Source organism: Castellaniella hirudinis, from assembly GCF_042651965.1.
GTDB classification, from domain to species: domain Bacteria; phylum Pseudomonadota; class Gammaproteobacteria; order Burkholderiales; family Burkholderiaceae_B; genus Castellaniella; species Castellaniella hirudinis.
On sequence record NZ_JBHSDY010000010.1, the window covers coordinates 509,462 to 530,260 of the forward strand.

At 66.1% G+C, this 20,799-nt stretch carries 20 protein-coding genes; 15 read left to right on the forward strand and 5 right to left on the reverse strand.

What is annotated here, in order from left to right:
• Positions 1-5 precede the first annotated feature (5 nt).
• Entirely contained in the window at positions 6-1,211 is a 1,206-nt protein-coding gene (gspF, locus tag ACFO0J_RS16035) for a type II secretion system inner membrane protein GspF (protein ID WP_376814080.1), read from the forward strand.
• Here the strand turns inward: gspF and ACFO0J_RS16040 are convergent.
• The gene (locus ACFO0J_RS16040; protein ID WP_376814081.1) at positions 1,192-1,644 is read right to left on the reverse strand and encodes a hypothetical protein; all 453 of its coding nucleotides are present in this window, start codon (positions 1,642-1,644) and stop codon (positions 1,192-1,194) included. The two genes, gspF and ACFO0J_RS16040, sit on opposite strands and share 20 nt — an antisense overlap.
• Positions 1,645-1,743: 99 nt before the next feature.
• Between ACFO0J_RS16040 and ACFO0J_RS16045 the strand changes: the two genes are divergently transcribed.
• The 8 genes from ACFO0J_RS16045 (at position 1,744) to ACFO0J_RS16080 (ending at position 11,454) form a co-directional block, all read left to right on the forward strand.
• Entirely contained in the window at positions 1,744-3,120 is a 1,377-nt protein-coding gene (locus ACFO0J_RS16045; protein WP_376814082.1) for a substrate-binding protein, read from the forward strand.
• A 93-nt stretch (positions 3,121-3,213) separates the two neighbouring features.
• Positions 3,214-4,068 (forward strand): branched-chain amino acid ABC transporter permease, encoded by an 855-nt coding sequence (locus ACFO0J_RS16050; RefSeq protein ID WP_376814083.1) that lies wholly within the window; start codon positions 3,214-3,216, stop codon positions 4,066-4,068.
• Positions 4,065-5,969 carry a branched-chain amino acid ABC transporter ATP-binding protein/permease gene (locus ACFO0J_RS16055; protein ID WP_376814084.1) on the forward strand — a complete coding sequence of 635 codons (1,905 nt, stop codon included), beginning with the start codon at positions 4,065-4,067 and terminating at the stop codon, positions 5,967-5,969. Before ACFO0J_RS16050 ends, ACFO0J_RS16055 begins: the two co-directional genes overlap by 4 nt.
• Positions 5,966-6,670, forward strand: a complete 705-nt coding sequence (locus tag ACFO0J_RS16060; protein ID WP_376814085.1) for an ABC transporter ATP-binding protein — start codon at positions 5,966-5,968, stop codon at positions 6,668-6,670. The genes ACFO0J_RS16055 and ACFO0J_RS16060 overlap by 4 nt, the downstream gene beginning before the upstream one ends.
• A gap of 77 nt (positions 6,671-6,747) precedes the next feature.
• Positions 6,748-8,727 carry an acetate--CoA ligase gene (acs, locus tag ACFO0J_RS16065; protein ID WP_376814086.1) on the forward strand — a complete coding sequence of 660 codons (1,980 nt, stop codon included), beginning with the start codon at positions 6,748-6,750 and terminating at the stop codon, positions 8,725-8,727.
• Between the two features lie 72 nt (positions 8,728-8,799).
• Positions 8,800-9,576, forward strand: a complete 777-nt coding sequence (locus tag ACFO0J_RS16070) for a helix-turn-helix transcriptional regulator (RefSeq protein WP_376814087.1) — start codon at positions 8,800-8,802, stop codon at positions 9,574-9,576.
• Between the two features lie 94 nt (positions 9,577-9,670).
• The gene (locus tag ACFO0J_RS16075) at positions 9,671-10,435 is read left to right on the forward strand and encodes an SDR family oxidoreductase (protein ID WP_376814182.1); all 765 of its coding nucleotides are present in this window, start codon (positions 9,671-9,673) and stop codon (positions 10,433-10,435) included.
• 23 nt (positions 10,436-10,458) lie between these two features.
• Entirely contained in the window at positions 10,459-11,454 is a 996-nt protein-coding gene (locus ACFO0J_RS16080; RefSeq protein WP_376814088.1) for a serine hydrolase, read from the forward strand.
• 14 nt (positions 11,455-11,468) lie between these two features.
• Here ACFO0J_RS16080 and ACFO0J_RS16085 read toward each other — a convergent pair whose 3' ends face one another.
• From ACFO0J_RS16085 to ACFO0J_RS16095, 3 genes are all read right to left on the reverse strand, one after another.
• Positions 11,469-12,257, reverse strand: coding sequence for an ABC transporter permease (locus tag ACFO0J_RS16085; RefSeq protein ID WP_376814183.1), 789 nt, complete (start codon positions 12,255-12,257; stop codon positions 11,469-11,471).
• A 107-nt stretch (positions 12,258-12,364) separates the two neighbouring features.
• The gene (locus tag ACFO0J_RS16090; protein WP_376814089.1) at positions 12,365-13,156 is read right to left on the reverse strand and encodes an ABC transporter ATP-binding protein; all 792 of its coding nucleotides are present in this window, start codon (positions 13,154-13,156) and stop codon (positions 12,365-12,367) included.
• Positions 13,157-13,166: 10 nt separating this feature from the next.
• The gene (locus ACFO0J_RS16095; RefSeq protein WP_376814090.1) at positions 13,167-14,177 is read right to left on the reverse strand and encodes an ABC transporter substrate-binding protein; all 1,011 of its coding nucleotides are present in this window, start codon (positions 14,175-14,177) and stop codon (positions 13,167-13,169) included.
• 150 nt (positions 14,178-14,327) lie between these two features.
• On the opposite strand from ACFO0J_RS16095, the gene ACFO0J_RS16100 reads away from it, so the two are divergent.
• The 3 genes from ACFO0J_RS16100 (at position 14,328) to ACFO0J_RS16110 (ending at position 17,240) form a co-directional block, all read left to right on the forward strand.
• Positions 14,328-15,002, forward strand: a complete 675-nt coding sequence (locus tag ACFO0J_RS16100; protein ID WP_376814091.1) for a response regulator — start codon at positions 14,328-14,330, stop codon at positions 15,000-15,002.
• Positions 14,999-16,387 carry a sensor histidine kinase gene (locus tag ACFO0J_RS16105; RefSeq protein WP_376814092.1) on the forward strand — a complete coding sequence of 463 codons (1,389 nt, stop codon included), beginning with the start codon at positions 14,999-15,001 and terminating at the stop codon, positions 16,385-16,387. The genes ACFO0J_RS16100 and ACFO0J_RS16105 overlap by 4 nt, the downstream gene beginning before the upstream one ends.
• A 172-nt stretch (positions 16,388-16,559) precedes the next feature.
• Entirely contained in the window at positions 16,560-17,240 is a 681-nt protein-coding gene (locus tag ACFO0J_RS16110; RefSeq protein ID WP_376814093.1) for a class I SAM-dependent methyltransferase, read from the forward strand.
• A 31-nt stretch (positions 17,241-17,271) separates the two neighbouring features.
• Here the strand turns inward: ACFO0J_RS16110 and ACFO0J_RS16115 are convergent, their stop codons facing one another.
• Positions 17,272-17,589, reverse strand: a complete 318-nt coding sequence (locus tag ACFO0J_RS16115) for a YnfA family protein (RefSeq protein ID WP_376814094.1) — start codon at positions 17,587-17,589, stop codon at positions 17,272-17,274.
• 128 nt (positions 17,590-17,717) lie between these two features.
• Here ACFO0J_RS16115 and ACFO0J_RS16120 point away from each other — a divergent pair, with 128 nt between their 5' ends.
• The 3 genes from ACFO0J_RS16120 to ACFO0J_RS16130 all read left to right on the forward strand — a co-directional run bounded on the left by ACFO0J_RS16120 (position 17,718) and on the right by ACFO0J_RS16130 (position 20,792).
• Positions 17,718-18,872: an NAD(P)/FAD-dependent oxidoreductase gene (locus ACFO0J_RS16120; protein WP_376814095.1), complete on the forward strand. Its 1,155-nt coding sequence runs from the start codon at positions 17,718-17,720 to the stop codon at positions 18,870-18,872.
• Between the two features lie 101 nt (positions 18,873-18,973).
• Positions 18,974-20,056, forward strand: coding sequence for a YkvI family membrane protein (locus ACFO0J_RS16125; RefSeq protein ID WP_376814096.1), 1,083 nt, complete (start codon positions 18,974-18,976; stop codon positions 20,054-20,056).
• A gap of 34 nt (positions 20,057-20,090) precedes the next feature.
• On the forward strand, positions 20,091-20,792 hold the full coding sequence (locus tag ACFO0J_RS16130; RefSeq protein ID WP_376814097.1) for a helix-turn-helix domain-containing protein: 702 nt from the start codon (positions 20,091-20,093) through the stop codon (positions 20,790-20,792).
• Positions 20,793-20,799: the final 7 nt, after the last annotated feature.

Below are 20,799 nucleotides of genomic sequence, written 5' to 3' on the forward strand. Positions count from 1 at the left end.
CCGACATGCCATCCTATCAGTATGAGGCGGTCGATGCCGCCGGCCGCGAAGAGCGGGGGCGGATCGAAGCCGACAGTGAGCGGGGCGCCCGCCAGATGCTGCGCCATCGGGGACTGTTGCCCCTGAGCGTGGTCGAGGCGCGTCGCCGGGGGAGCGCGGGCATCGACGTGCGCGCACGGCTGCGGGATGCCGAGCTGGGGTGGTTGACGCGCCAGTTGGCCAGCCTGCTGGCGGCCCGGTTGCCGTTGGAGGCCGCGCTGCGCGCGACGCTGGAGCAGGCGGAACGCCCGCAGGTCGCACGGGTGCTGGCGGCCGTGTGCGACGATGTGCGCGCCGGCTTGCGCCTGGGCCAGGCCCTGGACGCGCATCCGCGCGATTTTCCGGATATTTATCGGGCGCTGGTCGATGCCGGAGAGCAGTCGGGCGACCTCGACCGCGTGTTGGAGCGGCTGGCCGACTATCTCGAAACGCGGGGCGCCTTGCGCAACAAAGTGCTGACCGCCTTCATCTATCCGGGGATCGTCACGGTGGTGTCGGTGGCGATCGTGATCTTCCTGCTCAGTTACGTGGTGCCGCAGGTGGTGGGGGCCTTCACGCAGGCGCATCAGGCGCTGCCCTGGCTGACGCGCGTATTGCTGGCAGCGAGCGCAGGCGCGCAGGCGTGGGGGCTCTGGCTGATCGCGGGGCTGGCGCTCGTGCTGGCGCTATGGCGTCTGCGCTTGCGGTCTCCCGCGGCCCGACTGGCCTGGCACGCCAGGCTGCTGCGCCTGCCGGTGTTGGGGCGCTACATTCAGGGTGTGGACGTGGCCCGGTTTGCCGCCACCCTGGCCATCCTCACGGGCAGCCGCGTGCCCCTGCTGGAGTCGCTGGAGGCTTCAGGACGCACGCTGCGGAATCGCAAATTGCGGGCCGCCGCGGCCGATGCCGCCCGCTGGGTCCGTGAAGGCGGGGCCCTGGCCCAGGCCTTGCAGGCGCAGAAGGTCTTTCCGCCGCTGCTGATACATCTGGTCGGCAGCGGCGAGCGCACCGGCGAATTGCCCGCCATGCTCGAGCGCGCGGCCAAGGCGTTGGCCGCCGATCTGGAGCGCCGGGCCCTGACCCTGACCGCCGTGCTCGAACCGGTGATGATCCTGGCCATGGGCGCAATGGTGCTGGTGATCGTGCTGGCGGTGATGATGCCTATCATCGAGATCAATCAGTTGATCCAGTGATCCGCCCCTGTTTTGCATTGTAAGTTTGGCGTAAGAATGGTGTGTTAATAGTATTGGGTGATTTTGCGCCTGTGTTTTTGATATAGGCCGCCTGATTATCCCGAGGGCCTCCGGTATATTGCCGGAGATCCTCGTATTTCATATGTTTTCCATTGCTCGCGCACGCACTCCGGTGATGCGCGATTTTTCTTTCGGGCTTGCGGGTGATTGCCCCGCAAGCCTTTTTTTGTGCGTGTTTCGCGCATTCAGGTGTTTTCCCTAGCTCTCCTGGAAAAGTCGTAAACGCATGATTTTTTGTCAGAAACGAGGCGGCGTCAAAAAATCCTCTTTGATAATCTACGGCTGAATTTTTGAAATTCAAAATAATTAGAATTGCCAGCCCGGATAATATCAATCTGTATTTTTGTATTCTGTTTTCCGGTGTCTGGTGCATATAGCGGCCTGTTTGGGTGGCGAATATCGGAATTTGCCATTCATGACGGTGCGCATCCTTGTTTTATCCCGCTCATCACAGGAAACAGGAGACATCATCGTGACACACCAGAATCGGCGTATTGAAATACCCGGCTCGGCCCCGCGCCGCAGTTTTCTCAAGATTTCCGCCGGCGCCGCCGGCGCTCTGGCGATTCCGGCCTTTTACGGCAAGGCGGCGCTGGCCCAGCAAAAGGATCATCCGAAACTCGGCAACTACCCCGATGGCGTGGCCGGGGATACCGTGACCGCCGGGCTCACGCTGGACCTGACGGGACCCTATTCGGCCGAGGGCAATGGCCAGAAGCGCGGTTTCGAGCTGGCCGCCGAGATGATCAACAACGGCGATCCGCGTGTGCGCAAGATCTCGCCGCTGACCAAGCAGGGCATCCTGGGCAAGAAACTGGTGCTGGCCGTCGGCGACGCCGAAACCAAGCCCAACAGCGCCGTGCAGGCGGCCACGCGCTTCATCCGCCAGGACAAGGCCATGATGATCGCGGGCAGCGTCAGCAGTTCGGTGGCGATCGCGCTGCAGAACACCTGCGATCGCGCCAAGACCCTGTATTTTCCCATCATCAGCGGCTCCAGCGACACCACCGGCAAGGATTGCCGCCGCTATGGCTTTCGCCTGTGCCACCACGCCTACACGGCGTCCAAGGCCATCGCGCCGGTGCTGGCCGAGGCCTATGGCAAGAACATGAAGGCCATCCATCTGGTGCCGGACTACAACTACGGCCACTCGATCCACGAGTTCATGAAGAAGTTCACCGAGGAGCAGGGCTGGACGACCATCGATACGCCGCAGATCCATCCCCTGGGGGCGACCGACTACAGCGCGTACATGCTCAACATCGCCAACAGCGGCGCCGACATCCTGATCAATCATGACTATGGCGCCGACGCCGTCAATTCGGCCAAGCAGGCGCACCAGTTCGGCGTGCTGAAGCACATGAAGATGTGCGTGCCCTACATGCCCGCCTACATGCTCGAAGAAGTCGGCCCCGAGATCATGGAAGGGGTCTACGGCACGATGGTGTTCTGGCATGCCTATTCCGAGCAGAACGAGATCGCCCGCGACTTCGTCGAGGCCTACGAGGCGAAATTCGGCGCCAAGCCCCGCGACCCGGAGCACAACGCATACATGACCACGCTGCTGTGGGCCGATGCGATCGAACGCGCCGGCACCTTCTACCCGGCCGAGGTCGTCAAGGCGCTGGAGGACAGCATCAACCACAAGCGCCCGTACACCATGGGCGGCGAGGCGTATTTCCGCGCCGAGGACCATGACGGCGCCGCCAACTTCACCGTCGTCCGCGGCAAGAAGCCGGCCGACATCAAGGACAAGGACGATCTGGTGGACATCGTGGCCATTGCGGACGGGGTCGCCACCTTGCCGCCGGTCGGCTATGCCGGCTGCAAGATGACCGACTACACCTGAGCGCAGCCGCGCGGCGCCCGTGCCGGGACAGCAGGGGCGCCGCGTTCCATTCGAGTATGACAAGGAGGACATATGCCTGGAATCGGCTTAATCATGTCTCAGGTCTTCAATGGACTGGCGCTCGGGATCCTGCTCGCGCTGATCGCCGCCGGCTTGACCATCATCTACGGCACCCTGGGCCTGATCAATTTTGCACACGGCGCCTTGTTCGTCGTGGGCGCCTATGCGGGATTCTCAGCCTACGTGGCGACGGAGTCCTTTGTGCTGAGCATCGTCGCCGGAGCGCTGGCGGCCATGGCTGTAGGCCTGGTGCTTGAACGCGGCCTGATCCGGAGGTTCTACGGCCGGCCGGTCGAAGACCAGATTCTCGTGACTTTCGGCATCAGCATCGTCGTGGTCGAGATCATCCGCGGCATCTACGGCGGGGTCGGCCAGCGCGTGCCGGTGCCGTCCTGGGGCGAGGGCGTCGTCGACATGGGTTTCGTGACCTATCCCCTGTACCGGATCGAGATCCTGGTGATCGCCGCCGTGGCGCTGGGCCTGTGCTGGCTGGTGCTCTACCGCACCCGCCTGGGATTGATCGTGCGCTCGGGCATCGAGGACGCGCTGATGGTCCGGCTGCTGGGCATCAACATCCAGCGCGCCTTTCTGGTGGTGTTCGGGGTGGGGGCGGCGGCCGCCGGCTTCGCCGGGATGATCTATGCGCCGATCGTGTCGATCGTGCCGGACATGGGCTTCCGTGTGCTGATCCAGTCTTTCGTGGTGGTGGTGCTGGGCGGCGTCGGCTCGTTCCCGGGCGCGGTGCTGGGCGGGCTGGTGGCAGGGCAGATCCTGAGCCTGACCTCGCTGTTCAACCCCGTGTATTCCGATGTCATGCTGTTTGCGGCCATGGCATTGATCCTGATCGTTCGGCCGCAGGGCTTCCTGGGAGTGGAGGGCAGGGCATGAGCAGGCATGATGATTCCGTGGCAATCCAGCAGCCGGGCGCGGCGGTTGCCGAAAGCGCGGCCCAGGCGCCCGCCGCAGGCCTGCGGCGCCGCTACAAGGTCGAGGGCCTGACCGTCGTCGTCCTGGCGGCGGCGCCGTTCCTGGCGCCGCTGGTGGGGGCCGGCCCCGACCTGCTGGGTCGGGTGCTGATCTGGGGCCTGTTCGGCCTGGGCTTCGACCTGCTGTTCGGCTATGCGGGGCTGCTGTCCTTCGGCCAGGCCGCCTTCTATGGCACGGGCGCTTTCGTGACGGCCTATCTGATGACCAGCGGCATCGTCGAAAACATGCTGCTGGCCTTGCTGCTGGCGGTGGCGGCGGCGGCGCTGCTGGGGCTGGCGATCGGCTACCTCACCTTGCGGCGCAGCGGCATCTATTTCGCGATGAGCACCCTGGCGTTCGCCGAAATGATCTATTTCCTCGAATTCGGGCCGCTGCGCGACTGGACGGGCGGCGAGAACGGGATTCCGGGGATCCCCGAGGCCTCGATCGACCTGGGCTTTTTCAGCCAGACGATCGGACCGGGTTGGCCGATGTACATCTTTCTGGCCGTGATGTTCTTCATCGGCTTCGTACTGGCCCGGCGGATTTCGTTCTCGCCGTTCGGGGTCATCCTGACGGCCATCCGCGACAATCCGCAGCGCGCCATGGCCGTGGGGCACCGCATCCAGACCTACAAGCTGGCGATCTTCGTGGTGGCTGCGGGCTTTGGCGGCATTGCGGGCGGGCTGCTCGGCCTGTTCCAGGGGTATATGCCGCCCGATGCCTTCAACATCCACACGTCCGCCGAGGTCGTGATCCAGACCGTGATGGGCGGCGCGGGCACGCTGTTCGGTCCGCTCCTGGGCGCGCTGATCTGGCTGTACCTGTTCGAGGTCCTGCAGTTCGTGGATGCGGTGGGGCCGTATTGGCGCCTGATCCTGGGGGTGATCTTCGTGGTCCTGGTGACGGTGTTCCGGCGCGGCATCTGCGGCGAATACATCGCCTGGCAGGCCCGTCGCGCCGCCCGGCGGGTCGCCGCGGCCGTGGGTTCGGTCGGGTCGGCGGACGCTTCGGCGCGTGCCGGCCGGCATCGGCTGCAGATGCGCGCATCGGCGTCCCTGCCGGCCGGTACGCCGATCCTGCGGGCCGACAACATCGCCAAGCATTACGGCGGCCTCAAGGCGGTCAAGGGCGTGTCGATCGAGGTCCAGGAGGGCGAGCTGCGCGGTCTGATCGGGCCCAACGGCGCGGGAAAATCGACGTTCTTCCGCATGCTGGCCGGCGAAATCCAGCCCACCTCGGGTTCGGTCCATCTGCGCGGGGCCGAGATCACCGGCGTCGGGGTCACCCGGGTCTGCCAGCTCGGCATGAGCAAGTCCTATCAGGTCAACGAGCTGTTCGACGCCCTGACGGTGCGCCAGAACATCCTGATGTCGGTGCTGGGCCAGAAACGCGGTCCGTTCCGCTTTGACGCCCTGGCGACCATCGAGGGCGTGGAGGGCTGTCATGCGCAGGTCGAGGCGGCCATCGGGATGGTGGAACTCACCGCGCGCGCCGACACCCCGGTCCACGAGCTGTCCTACGGGGAAAAACGCCGGGTCGAGATCGGCCTGGCCCTGGCCACGGGCGCCAACGTGCTGTTGCTCGACGAGCCGCTGGCCGGCATGAGTCCCGAGGAACGCGTGCACGCCGTGGCTCTGCTCAAGACCATCCGCAAGGGCCGCACGGTGCTGATCGTCGAGCACGACATGGATGCCATGTTCGAACTCGCCGACCGCATCACGGTGTTGTACGACGGTAATTTCCTGGCCGAAGGCACGCCCGAGGAAATCAAGGCCAACGCGTCCGTGCAGGACGCCTACCTGGGAGGGTTCGGACAATGAGCCTGCTGAGCGCGGAGCGCATCAATACCTATTACGGGGATTCCCACATCCTGTTCGATGTGTCCGTCGAGATCCGCGAGAACGAAGTCGTGGCCCTCCTGGGGCGCAACGGCGCGGGCAAATCGACTTTGCTCAAGACGCTTGCGGGCGCGCTGGCCGCGAAGTCGGGCGCGATCACGTTCGAGGGCACGTCCATCCACGACAAGCCCGCGCACGAGATCGCCCGCCTGGGGCTGCAGCTCGTGCCCGAGGAACGCCGCGTGATCGGCGGGATCACGGTGCACGAGAATCTGCAGCTCGCGGCCATGACGGCGGCCAGACCGCTGGATTACGCGGAAATCTATCGTACGTTTCCGCGGCTGTACGAGCGGCGCACCAACAAGGGCCGCGAGCTGTCCGGCGGCGAACAGCAGATGGTGGCGATCGCCCGGGCGATGATCCGCGATGCGCGCCTGATCCTGCTGGACGAGCCCTTCGAGGGGCTGGCGCCCCTGATCGTGCGCGACCTGATGCGGGTCTGCCAGGAACTGGCCGATCAGGGCCGCACGATCCTGGTGGTCGAACAGAACGTCGCTGCGGCGCTGTCGATGGCCAGCCGCTGTTATCTGCTCAACACCGGCCACATCGTCTTCAGCGGATCCAGCGACGAGCTGCGCGCCCGCCCCGAGATCATGAACCGGTACCTGGGGGTGGCCGCCTGAGCGGCGCTCCCGCAGGCGCGCCGGGACAGCGGGGTCCGGCGCGCGTCCACAGGCCCGCACGATCAAGGAGGTCAGCAATGTCAGGCGCAATCGATTCCATTCTGGTGGAAGAGCGGGTGTTCGAACCGGCTCCCGGGTTCAAGGCTGCGGCTGCGGTATCGGGCATGGAGGCCTATCAGGCCTTGCGCGAGCATGCGCGGCGCGATCCCGACGGCTTCTGGGGCGACATGGCCCGCGAGGCCCTGGTGTGGCGCAAACCCTTTACCCGCGTGCTCGATGAGTCCGATGCGCCGTTCTACCGCTGGTTCGACGATGGCGAACTGAATGTGTCGGAGAACTGTCTCGACGTGCATTTGAGCAACGGCAATGCCGACAAGACGGCCCTCATCTTCGAGGCGGACGACGGCGCGGTGCAGACGGTCAGTTTCCGCGCGCTGCATGCGCGGGTCTGCCGCATCGCCAACGGCATTGCGAACCTGGGCTACCGCAAGGGCGACCGCGCCATCCTTTACATGCCGATGTCCATCGAGGCCATTGCCTGCATGCAGGCCTGCGCGCGGCTGGGCATCACGCATTCCGTGGTGTTCGGCGGTTTTTCGACCAAAAGCCTGCATCAGCGCATCGTCGACGTGCAGGCCAGCCTGGTGATCACCGCCGACGCGCAGATGCGCGGCGGCCGGGCCATTCCTCTGAAGGCTGCCGTGGACGAGGCCTTGGCCGGTCCCGATACAGAGCGGGTGCGCCAGGTGCTGGTCTACCGGCGCAGCGGCGGACCTGTGGACTGGCAGGACGGCCGCGACTGCTGGCTGCACGACGTCGAACAAGGCCGACCCGACACCTGCGAGCCCGTGCCGGTGGAGGCCGAGCATCCCTTGTTCATCCTCTACACCTCGGGATCGACAGGCAAGCCCAAAGGCGTGCAGCATAGTTCCGCAGGCTATCTGCTGTGGACCAAGATGAGCGCGCAGTGGGTGTTCGACGCCAAGCCCGATGACGTGTTCTGGTGCACGGCGGACATCGGCTGGGTCACGGGCCACAGCTATATCGCCTACGGCGCCATGGCGGCGGGCCTGACGCAGATCGTCTTCGAGGGCGTGCCGACCTACCCGGATGCCGGGCGGTTCTGGGACATGATCCGGCGCCACAAGGTCACGATCTTCTACACGGCGCCGACGGCCATCCGTTCGCTGATCAAGGCCTCCGCCACGACGCCCGGGACGGCGCCGCGGCACTACGATCTGTCCAGCCTGCGCTTGCTGGGTTCGGTGGGCGAGCCCATCAATCCCGAGGCCTGGGTCTGGTATCACCAGCAGGTCGGCGGGGGGCGCTGCCCGGTGGTCGACACCTGGTGGCAGACCGAGACGGGCGGGCACATCGTCGCGCCTTTGCCGGGCGCGACGCCGCTCAAGCCCGGCTCCTGCACGCTGCCGCTGCCGGGCATCGAGATCGATGTGGTCGACGAGGCCGGCAACAGCCTGCCCGAGGGCAAGGGCGGCCATCTGGTCATCACCCGTCCCTGGCCGGCCATGATCCGCACCGTCTGGGGCGATGCCGAGCGTTACGTCAAAAGCTATTTTCCGCCGGAATTCGGCGGCGCCTATCTGTCGGGAGACAACGCGCAGCGCGACGCCGACGGCTATTGCTGGATACTGGGACGTACCGACGACGTGCTGAGCGTATCCGGGCATCGCCTGGGGGGCACCGAGATCGAGTCCACGCTGGTCGCCCATGAGGCCGTGGCCGAGGCGGCGGTCGTGGGCCGCCCCGATCCGGTGACCGGCGAGGCGGTGGTGGCCTTTGTCGTCCCCAAGGACGAACTGCCCGGCGAGGCCGACGCGCCCGCGCTGGCCGGGGCGCTGAGAGACTGGGTGGCGCGCGAAGTCGGGCCGATCGCCAAACCGCGTGAAATCTGGTTCGGCAACGCCATGCCCAAGACGCGTTCAGGAAAGATCATGAGGCGTTTGTTGCGGATCGTCGCCGAAAATGGCGAAATCACGCAAGACACCTCCACGCTGGAAAACCCTGACGCTTTAAATCGCCTGCATGGGCCATACTAGGCCCTGGCAGTTTCGTTCAAGGTGGGATGCGCGCTGCACTGGTGGCGCCGATTTTACGTTGAGGGTGGTGCCATGCGATCCGCTCCCGGGGTTCATTTCATATTGAACAGCACCGTCCAGCATTTTTCAGACGGCGCCTTGGTCACCGCCCCGAATTGCGGGCGTTCACGCCTGATCTTCCCGGTCACCGGCGTCCTGCTGGCTTCCGGCGAAGACGGCCATTGGGTGGTGTCTTCGTCGCGGGCCTTCTGGCTGGCCGGAGGCGGCCGCCGCCACCACATCCGTGCCTTGGGCTCCGTCCGCTTGAAATCATTCGCCTTCGAGGCGGACGGCCCGCTCAATCTGCCCGAGCGCAGTTGCGTGCTGCATGTCACGCCGCTGCTGCGCGAAGTCATGCGCTCGCTGACGCGCCCTGGCGGACAGCCTCAGAGCAGCCGCAAGATCGCCTTGCTCAAGGAACTGCTGCTGGAAAAGATCATCGACCGCCCGGACATGGCGGTCGAGCTGCCCGAGCCGCGTGACCGGCGCCTGGCGGCCATCTGCGCGCACATCCAGCTCCACCCGGACGACGCGACCACGCTGGGCCAGTTTGCGGCCGACATGAACTGCAGCGAGCGCACGCTGCACCGCCTGTTCCTGCAAGAAACGGGGATGAGCTTCACGATCTGGCGCCACCATGCCAAGCTGCGCCTGGCGCTCGAGTGGCTGGAACAAGGCCGCTCGATTCTGGACATTTCGCTGGACCTGGGCTACCAGAACCAGGGGGCTTTCACCGCGATGTTCCGCAAATATCTCGGGGTGGCGCCCAGCCAGTATGCCCGGCCGGCGCCTGAATCCGTCCCTGCCTGATTGCGCGGTCCCGGCGCTTCGCCATTCACAATGATAGTAAGATTTGCATTGTGTATCGATCCGGCGCCCTGTCGTGCGCCGGGTGCGTCAGGAGATTCGCGTGGATTCCAACCATTCAAAAATCGCCATCATCACCGGGGCGGGCACCGGCATCGGCCGGGCCGCGGCGCTGGCCCTGCTGGAGGCGGGCTACCGGGTGGCGCTGGCGGGCCGCCGCGCGCAGCCGCTCGAAGAGGTCGCGGCGCAATCCGGCGCAGGGGAGCGCGTTTTGACGGTCCCCACCGACGTCACGGACGAGCAGTCCGTGATTCGCCTGTTCGAGACCTGTGTGCGCCACTTCGGCCGCCTGGATGTGGTGTTCAACAATGCCGGGGGCGGCCTGCCGTCGGTGCTGCTGGAAGACCTGAGCCTGGCGCAGTGGCAGCAGGTCGTCGATGTCAATCTGACGGGCATGTTCCTGTGCATCCGCGAAGCCTTTCGCGTCATGAAGGCCCAGCAGCCCCAGGGCGGCCGCATCATCAACAACGGGTCGATTTCGGCGCATGCGCCGCGTCCGAACTCGATCCCCTATACCGCGACCAAGCACGCGGTGACCGGCCTGACGAAGACCGCCGCGCTGGATGGGCGCAAATACAATATCGCCGTGGGCCAGATCGATATCGGCAATGCCGACACCAGCATGACGACGCGCATGGCCGACGGCATTCTGCAGGCCAACGGCGAGATGGCGGTAGAGCCGCGCATGGACGTGAACATCGTCGGCCAGTCGGTGCTGTACATGGCCAATTTGCCGCTCGATGCCAACGTCCTGTTCCATACGGTCATGGCTACCCGGATGCCGTTCGTGGGGCGCGGCTGACGTCTGGCCGGGGGCGGATCATCATGGCCTGGTGGCATTCGGGATGGATTCGGGGGCTGATGTGCGTGGCGGCGGCTTTGATCGCCGCAGCGGGCTGGCCCTTGCCCGCGCAGGCCCAGGCCGCCAATTTCCATCTGTGCAATGCCCAGCCCGCCTTGCCGATCTGCCAGCACGGCTACGGCCGGCGCATCGCCGTGCAACGCTGGGGCGCGACGCCCGAAGCGCTTGACCCCGATGCCGTGGCCAAGGCCTCCCTGGTCACGCAAGACCCGGCCAGGGAAATCGAAAAACTCAAGGCCACCAGCGCGTTCGTGCAGGACATGGACACGTCCGAAGTCCTGTTCGCGCGTGACGAGACCGCCGTGCGGCCGATCGCCTCGCTGGTCAAACTGATGACGGCGTTGGTGGTGGTCGATGCCGACCTGCCCATGGACGAGCAGATCGTCATCGCCGCCGGCGATGTCGACGTGCCCAGCGAGCTGCCTTCGCGCCTGTCGGCCGGCGCGCGCCTGAGCCGCACCGATCTGCTGCATCTGGCGCTGGCCTCGTCCGAGAACAGCGCGGCGCACGCCCTGGGGCGGACTTATCCGGGCGGCATGACGGCCTTTGTCGAGGCGATGAACGCCCGGGCCGGTGCGCTGGGCATGGAGGATTCCCGCTTCGTCGAACCCATCGGCCTGTCCAATGAAAACGTATCCTCGGCCAGAGATCTGGCCAAGCTGGTGCATGCGGCCTCCCTCCGGCCGCTGATCGGGGCGTTCACCACGGACGCCAGATACGATGTCGACGGCCGGACGTTTCACAACACCAATATGCTGGTGGGGCGGCCCGATTGGGACATCCTGGCGTCCAAGACCGGCACCACCCGCGAGGCCGGCGACTGCCTGGTCATGATGGTCCGGCTGGACGGGCGCAACCTGGCCATGGTGGTGCTCAATGCGCAGGGCATGAGCGGCGCGCGCTTCGGCGATGCGGTGCGCCTGCGGCGTGTGCTGGACAGCCGGATGGCGGCGAAGTAGGGCGTCGGCGCCGATCAGGTGTTTTCGAACTGTGCGGGGCGCCACTTGAGCAGCCGGCCTTCGACCATCGTCAGAAGATAATCGGCGATGAATGCCATGACGCCCAGTACGATCATGGCGGCGAAGACGCCGCTGGCGTTGAACGCCCCCTGCGCCGTGGCGATCAGCAGGCCGATCCCCACGCGCGCGCCCAGGAATTCGCCCACGACGGCACCCACCAGGGCGAAGCCGAAGCTGACGTGCAGGCTGGCGAGAATCCAGCTCAGGGCGGACGGAATGACCACCTGCGTCGTGACCTGGCGCCTGGAGGCGCCCAGGATCTGCGCATTGGCGATCATGTAGCGGTCGGCCTCCCGTACGCCCTGGAAGGCGTTGCCGAACACCACGAAGAACACCATCACCACCGCCAGCGCGACCTTGGAGGCGATCCCCAGGCCGAGCGCGATCACGAAGACCGAGCCCAGCACGACGCGCGGGATGGAATTCGCCACCTTGATGTAGACGCTGAAGACGTCGGCCAGGAACGGGTTGCGGCCCAGCAGGATTCCGCAAATGATGCCCCCGATCCCGCCGATGAAAAAGCCGATCAGCGTTTCTTCCAGCGTGACGGCCAGTTGCAGCCACAAGGGTCCCTGCGAGGTGCCGTCCACCCACCAGTCGTAGATCTGTGCGGCGATCAGCGAGGGTTTGGAATAGAAGAAGGGATCGATCCAGTGCAGGGTCGCGGCCAGTTCCCACCCGGCCAGGATCAGGATCAGGATGGCAAAGCGCCAGAAAATCACCAGGCGGAGGCGGTTGCGCATCTGGCGCTGAGCCGCTGCCTCGGCCTGCTGCAGCGCCTCGCGCACGTCATCGGGCAGCCGGCGCTCCGTCTCCCGGACAGGGTTCGACACATCCATATTGTCCTCCTTCATCCCATCCCCGCATCGGCACGCAGGTCGTCCCAGATCGAACGCGCGTAGGCGATGAACTTGTCTTCGTAGCGCACGCCCGGCATGACGCGTGGGCGCGGCAGCTCGATGCCATAGATCTTCTTGACCGTGGCGGGGCGCGCCGTCAGCACGATCACCTCGTCGGCCAGGGCGATGGCCTCTTCCAGGTCGTGCGTGACAAACACCACGGAACTGCCGCTCTCGGCCCAGAGCTGCAGCAATTCGTCCTGCATCACCGTGCGCGTCTGCATGTCCAGCGCGCTGAAAGGCTCGTCCATGAGCAGGATTTCCGGGCTGTTGACGAAGGTCTGCGCCAGCGACACGCGCTTGCGCATGCCGCCGGAAAGCTGGTGCGAGTAATGCCGCTCGAAGCCTGCAAGCCCCACCCGATGCACCCAGGCCTCGGCCATCTCTTTCGCGCGCGCCGGTTCCCGTCCCCGGAACAGCGGCCCCGCCGCCACGTTGTCGATGACATTGCGCCAGGGGAAGATGGCGTCGTTCTGAAACACGAACCCGATGCGGGGGTCGATGCCGTCCACGGGCTGGCCCATGACCCGGACGCTGCCGGTCGTGGGCTTGAGCAATCCCGTGATCAGGCTCAGGGTGGTGGATTTCCCGCACCCTGTGGGTCCGACCACGGCGCAGAACTTGCCGCGTTCGACCGTCCTGCTGAAGTCCTGCAAGGCCAGCGTGGCCTTGCCGTCGGCCGAAATGAAGCGGCAACTGACGTGGTCCAGCGCGATGGCCGGCGTTGCGGAATCGTCTGTCATGATCCACCCGTCACTTGGCTGCGTCCACGAACGCCGTGGTGTAGGTCTTGGACAGGTCGATGTGCGCGGCCTTGACCTGCGGCTTGAAGGTGGACAACACCTGCAGCACGGTCTGCGGTCCGTCCTTGGGCATGCGGCCGTCCGAAGTGAACGAGGGCAGGGACGCCTCCAGCGCCTTGACGTACAGCGCCTTGTCGCCGCCGTAGTAGTCCTTGGGCATCTGGTCGGCGATCTGCTCGGCCGTGTGGGTATGCATGTACTTCATGGTCTTGACGAACGCATTGACCAGCTTCTGCACTTCGTCATGATGGGATTCCACCCACGCGTTCGGCATGTACAGGCTGGCGGCCGGGTACAGGCCGCCCAGGACCTTGGCCGTCGGTTCGGGGTGGCGCATGTCCACCAGGATCTTGCCCTGGCCGCTGGCCACCAATTGCGTGGCGGCCGGATCGGTCGTCATGCCGGCGTCGATCCGGTTGTTCTGGATCGACGCGATGAAGGTATTGCCGCCGCCCACGGGCAAGATGGTGTAGTCGCCGTGTTTCAGGCCCGCCTTGAAGGCCATGTATTGCGTGAGGAAATCGGTCGAAGACCCCAGGCCCGTCACGCCCAGCGTCCTGCCCTTGAAATCGGCCGGGCTCTTGAGCGTGGCCGAAGCCTTGGCCGAGACGATCTCGACCTCTCCCGGAACCTGCGCGAACTGCACCACCGATTCCACGTTCTTGCCCTTGGACTGCAGGTCGATCGAGTGGTCATAGAATCCCACCACCCCCTGCACGGCGCCCGCCAGCATTTCGTTCTCGGCATTCACGCCGGCCGGCTCGGACAGCAGCTTGACGTCCAGGCCCTCGTCCTTGAAATAGCCCAGGTCCTCGGTCAGCTTGGCCGGCAGGTAGACGATCTTGCTGATCCCGCCCACCATCAGGGTGATCGTGTCCGCGGCCTGGGCCGTGCCCAGGGAGCAGGCGGCCAGCGCGGCCGCCACGGCCGTCATCTTCAAAACATGCGACACAGTGTTCATGAGAGTCTCCAGGTTCGCTGCAACGGTTTCATGCTAGAGGGGCCGGACTTTCATCCAGCTTTCGCCCGTCCTTCGAAAAACTAGGGGTTAGCCCTAATCCACTGACGCCGCAATTGCGAAGATCGCGGGCCGCTTGCTAACGTTTCCTCCATGAGACTGCTGCTGGTGGAAGACAACGTGGAATTGTCCGAGTGGCTGGGGGCCATCCTGCAAAAGGAAGGCTTTGCCCTGGATTGCGTCCACGATGCCGAGGCGGCCAACGTGCTGTTGGGCAGCGGCGGATACGACGTGGTGCTGCTGGACCTGAAGCTGCCCCATGCCAGCGGGCAAAGCGTCCTGCGCCGTCTGCGGCGGCGCCTGGACCAGACGCCGGTGATGGTGACCACCGCCAGCGATTCGCTGGACATGAAGGTGGAGTGCCTGAATGCAGGCGCCGATGATTACATGGTCAAGCCGTTCGAGATCCGGGAACTGGCGGCCCGCATCAAGGCGCTGATCCGGCGGCGCAGCGGCAGCGCGACCTCCATCCTCAGTTGCGCCGACCTGAGCTACGACACCAACACGCGGCTGTTTTCCCTGGCGGGGCAGGCGCTGGCGCTGCCGCAGCGCGAGCATCGCCTGCTGGAGGCGCTGCTGATGAACCAGGGCCACACCCTGAGCAAGGCCAGTCTGATGCAGAGCGTCTTCGGGCTAGATGCCGAATCCGGCGAGGATGCGCTGGAGCTCTATGTGCATCGCCTGCGCCACAAACTGGAGGCCTCGCAGGCGGCCATCGTGACGCTGCGCGGGCTGGGTTATCTGCTGACCCGGCGCGAACAGCCATGAACAGCCTGCGGGTTCGGCTGGCGCTGTGGGTGCTGCTGCCGCTGGCCGTCGCCTTGTCCCTGAGCATGTGGTTCACCTATCGGAACAGCCTGCGGGACGCCCAGGCGCGCCAGGACCATCGGCTGTGGACGTCGGCCGAAGTCATCGCCGCCCACATCCAATGGGACGACCACCGGCTCGAAGCTTCGATCCCGCCCGTCGCGCTGGAATTGCTTGCGTCGCCTTATCACGACCTGGTGTATTTTTCGGTGCTGACCGAAGACGGCCGCCTGCTGGCCGGATGGCCCGACCTGGCCCCGGCGGCCGATTCCGAGTCCGCCCCGATCCGACCGCAGACGGGGCGGGACGCGGTCTATCGCGGCCGGCGCATCCGGCTCCTCGGCACGAGCCGCAGCCTGTTCGATTCGGGGCGCTCATCCCGGGTGGAAATCCTGGTCGGCCAGACGGGCGTGGAGCTGGCTGCCGATGCCCGGTCGCGCTGGTGGCCCAATGCGCTGCGCGAAGGGGGCATCCTGCTGCTGGTCATGATCCTGATGCTGCTCGGGCTGCGCCGCGAGCTGCGGCCGCTGGCCGCGCTGCGCAACGCCATCTGGAGCCGTGACCACGCCGACCTGCAGCCCATCCGCCTGAACGATCTGCCGCAGGAACTGCGCCCCGTGGTGGATACCATCAACCAGTACGCCGCGCGGCTGCAGCGGCAGATCGACTCTCGCCGCCGCTTCATCGAAGACGCCGCCCATCAGTTGCGCACCCCGATGGCGCTGTTGAGCACCCAGCTGCATTACGCTTCCAGCCTGGCCGACACCCCCGAGCTGCGACGCGCCATGGCCGCACTGGTTCAAAGCCGCCGCGACATCACCCAGTTGGTGAACCAGTTGCTGAGCTTGTCGCAGGCCGAGAACCTGCAAGCCAACCCCGGCGCGCGCGCACTGATCGCGCTGGACCCCCTGGTGCACGAGGTCCTGGAGTCCCTGGCGCCGCTGGCGGCCGGGCGTAACGTGGAGCTGGGCATGGGGCCTTCGGATGCCGGGCTGGCGCTGCACACGCATCAACCGGCCGTGCGCGCGATTCTGTTCAACCTGCTGGATAATGCCATCCGTTATACGCCTCCGGGCGGTACGGCGACGGTGTCGCTGACGCGCCATGGCGAACAGGGCGTGACGCTGGCGGTGGAGGATACGGGCCCCGGCATCCCGCCCGAGCTGCGCAGCCGTGTGTTCGAGCGCTTCAATCGCGGCAACACCCAGGTCTCCGGCGGCACCGGCCTGGGGCTGGCCATCGTGCGCGAGGCGGCGCTGGCCTGCGGGGGGCGGGTCAGCCTGCACGGCGCGCCCGGCGGCGGCCTGCGCGTCCAGGTGGATTTCGACGGCGGCGCAGCAGGGTGATGTACAACCCGGGAGTCTATTCCCGGCGCACAATCAGGCGTACGATTCCCGCGTGTGCGGGCACTTGATGTCACGCGATGTCCTCATTGTCACGAACGCATACTCCAGTCTGTTTCCGCATCTGATAGCGTGTCAGACATCGCACTTTTCTTGAGTACAGGAAGGGGGGTTCATGCCAAAGAACGCGGGTGTCGCGCTGTTGCCCTTGATCGAAGGCCTGCGGGCTGTCGGGGCGGTTGGATTACGGTATGCGGCCGACTCCCGTCGGGTGGCCGGGGCGATCAGGGCGGCGCCGGCCGGCCTGTTCCTGCGCGAGTGGCTGGAGGCGCCGGCCGGGGTGGGCGCCGTCTGGCCCAGTTCCGAGCGCCTGGCGCGCAGCATGGCGGCCCGGGTCGATCCCCAGGGCGCAGGCCTGGTGGTGGAGTTGGGCGCCGGGACGGGCGTGGTGACGCAGGCCTTGCTCGATCGGGGTGTGCCGGCAGAGCGCCTGCGGGTGGTGGAATGCGCCCCGGCCTTTGTCCACCATCTGCGCCGACGGTTTCCAGGGGTGACGATCCTGCAGGGCGATGCGGCCCGACTGTCGGACATGCTGGGCGTCGATGCGGCAGGCGCAGCGGTCGATGCCATCGTATCCAGCCTGCCGCTGCGGTCTCTGGATCCGGATATCGTGTCCGCTGTGCTCGATCAATGCCGGACGCTGCTGCGGCCGGGCTGTCCGCTGATCCAGTTCACGTATGTGTGGCGCGGCTTGCCCGTCGCCGGGCTGTCGGACGGCTTTGTGTCGCGCAGCGATCAGGCCGTCTGGGCCAATCTGCCGCCCGCCCGGGTGATTGCGCTGGAGCGCGCGGCTTAGCCGGAATCGGCTCTGATCGGGCGGTTCCTCGTTAGCGCGGCTGGAATGCAATCAGCCCCATGCCGGCCAGTGTGACGGCGACGCCGCCGATGTCCCAGGCGGTGGGGCGCACGCCGTCGACCGCCCAGAGCCAGAGGATGGCGACGCCGATGTAGACCCCGCCGTAAGCGGCGTAGACCCGGCCGGACGCCGCTTCGTGCAGGGTCAGCAGCCAGGCGAAGGCCACCAGGCTGAGCGTCGCAGGCAGCAGCAGCCAGGCCGACCCCCCTTGACGCAGCCAGAGCCACGGCAAGTAGCAGCCCGCGATCTCGGCAAGCGCGGTGATGAGGTAGAGGAAGAACGTCTGCATGCCGTACGGTAGCACGCGCCGGACCGAGCTCGTCCCGGCCGGTGGCGGGCGCATTGGGGTAAACCTGGGTATTTCCCATTTTTTTCTTATACGATAATTTTCCTATTGGAAAAATTTGGCTGTACGCAATGAGTGATCCTGTATTCGATTTTGCCGTGATCGGCGCGGGCATGGCGGGGGCGTCGGTCGCCTACCGGCTGGCCGGGGAAGGGGCGTCCGTCGTGGTGCTTGAACGCGAGTCCCAGCCGGGTTATCACGCCACGGGCCGTTCGGCGGCCATGTTCATGGAAAGCTACGGCACGGCACAGATCCGCGCCTTGACGCGGGCCGGGCGTGCGTTCTTCGAGCAGCCGCCGGAAGGCTTTTGCGCGCATCCTCTGCTGCATCCGCGCGGCGTGCTGTACATCGGCACGGCGGGGCAGGAGCCCTTGCTGGAAGACGCGCTGGCGCTGTACCGGGGCGAGGGCCTGGAGGCCGGCCTGATCGATGCGGCCCAGGCGAAAACCCTGGTGCCGTGCCTGGAAGCGGACCGGCTGATTGGCGCCGTATACGAGCAGGACTCCATGGATATCGACGTGGCCGAACTCCACCAGGGCTTTCTGCGCGGCATGGTGCGGCTGGGCGCGCAGTTGCGCTGCAAGGCCGAGTTGACCGGCGCTGCACGTGACGCCCGGCACGGCGTCTGGACGCTGACGTTTGGCGACGGCGCCGCGGTGTCGGCGCGCGCCGTGGTGAACGCCGCCGGCGCCTGGGCCGATCCGGTGGCTGCGCTGTGCGGCGCGCACACGCTGGGGATCGAGCCCCGGCGCCGTTCCGCGTTCACGTTCGACGCCCCGGAAGGCGCGGACGTCGGCGCCTGGCCGGCCGTCATCAGCATCGATGAAACCTTTTACTTCAAGCCCGACGCAGGCCAGTTGATGGGCTCGCCGGCCAATGCGGACCCGGTGGCGCCGCATGACGTCGTGCCCGAGGAACTGGACATTGCCCTGGGCATCCACCACATCGAAGCGATGACCAGCCTGCGCATCCGGCGGCCCAGGCACGTCTGGGCGGGCTTGCGCAGCTTTGCCCCTGACGGCGATTTCGTCATCGGCTGGGATACGCAGTGCCAGGGATTCTTTTGGCTGGCCGGGCAGGGCGGCTACGGCATCCAGACCTCGGCGGGCGCGTCGGCCGCCGCGTGCGCACTGCTGCTGGGCCGGGCGCTGCCGGAGTTTCTGACGCGGCAGGGGGTTGTCGCGGATCGGCTGAGCCCGGGCCGCTTCAACCGGGCCGGCGCATAAGCCGACCGCTGCCCGAAACGGCAGCGGTCGGGCAGTACGCATCGCATTGATTCATTCCATCATCATCACCAGGCAGCACCAGACCTTCGGGAGACAAAGGCATGGATTCGTTCAAGGACGTCTGCAAGATTGCGGGCGCGTTCGTGGGTGTCATCGTGGGCGCGGGTTTCGCGTCGGGGCAGGAAATCCTGCAGTTTTTCGCCAGTTTCGGCCTCGTCGGCCTGATCGGCTGCGTGGTTTCGGGCGCACTGTTCGCGCTGCTGTCGATGGCGTTTTCCACCATGGGCCAACGCCTGGCGGCGGAATCCCACAAGGAAGTCGTCAACGCCATGCTGGGCCGCCATCTGGGCCTGGTGTTCGACGTGCTGATCACCTTCTTCCTGTTTGCCATCACCGTGGTGATGCTGGCCGGCGCCGGCTCGCTGCTGAATCAATGGCTGGGCGTGCCCGAAGTCTGGGGCAGCGTGCTGGCGACCATCGCCACGATCCTGATCGTGTGCCTGGACATCCGCAGCGTGATCGCCTTCATCGGCGCCGTCACGCCGTTCCTGATGTTCATGACGGTCGTGGTGGCCGGCTATGTGCTGATGTCGCCTCATGCCGGTCATGACGCGCTCGCGGCGGCGGCGGAAACCCAGCCACGGGGCGCCGGGCAGTGGCTGATCGCGGCCCTGCTGTACGTATCCTACAACCTGGTCGCGGGGATGCCGTTTCTGGTGATCATGGGCGGACGGGCCAAGTCGCGAGCCACCGCGTTCTGGGGCGGCGCCCTGGGCGGCCTGCTGCTGGGCGTCCTGATCCTGCTGATCGCTGTGGCCATGTATCTGCGCATGGACACGATCGGCGGCATGCCCATGCCGATGCTCTCGATCGCCACGCAGCTCTCGCCCTGGCTGGGCCATCTGATGTCGCTGGTGATCTTCGGCATGATCCTCAATACGGCGGTCGGCATGCTCTACGCCTTCATGGCGCGCATCGTGCCCGCCGAAGCCACCGGAAAGTTCCGCATCGGCACCGTCGTGGCGGGCGTGCTGGCGCTGGCGGGCAGCTTCGTCGGCTTCATCAAGCTGGTGGGGATCGTGTATCCGATCTACGGCTACATCGGTTTCGTGCTGATGGCGCTGGCGTTCGTGGGCTGGCTGCGTGTGGCGCGTCGTCAGGACGGCGCCGCATCCCGCGCCTGAAGTCCTCCGGTGCCGGATTCCGGATCGACATAGAATGTCGCAAGCGCCCGATCCGGGCGCATCGCACTCTTTCGCCATCATGCCCGGTTCGACACACAAGAAAGCCCGCGCGGTTCAGGTCCTAGCCAAGGTGCTGCCGGGCGCTCGCGCCTCGGTCACGGCCCTTGGGCTGGCGGGACGGCACGAGGTCGGCGCGCGGATACGCGCCGCGCGCAAGGAACGGCAGTTGACGTTGCAACAGGTGGCCCACAGCAGCGGCCTGGCGGTGTCCACCGTGTCCAAAGCCGAGCGCGGCCAGATCGCGCTCAGCTACGAAAAAGTGCTGCAGCTGGGCCGCGCGCTGGACATCGACATGACGCGCCTGTTCATGCCCGCGGATGCGCCGCCGGACACGGCCGTCAGCCCGACGGTCGTCAAGGACCGCTTCGACGACGTGCAGCGCTACGAGACCGACCAGTACGAATACAGTGTGCTGTGCGGCGCGTTTCCGGGCAAGACCATGCAGCCGCTGGTGGCGCTGATCAATGCGCGCGAGGCGGGGGATTTCTCGGAAACCATCCGCCATCCGGGACAGGAATTCGTCATGGTGCTCTCGGGCCGGGTGCGTATCCTGTTCGAGAACGGCGAGTCGGTCGAGCTCGGCCGGCACGAGGCCGCCTATTTCGACAGCGGTGTCGGCCACGTCTATGTCAGCCTGAGCCGGCAGCCGGCGCAGGTGGTTTCGGTGTGTTGTTGAACTGTTG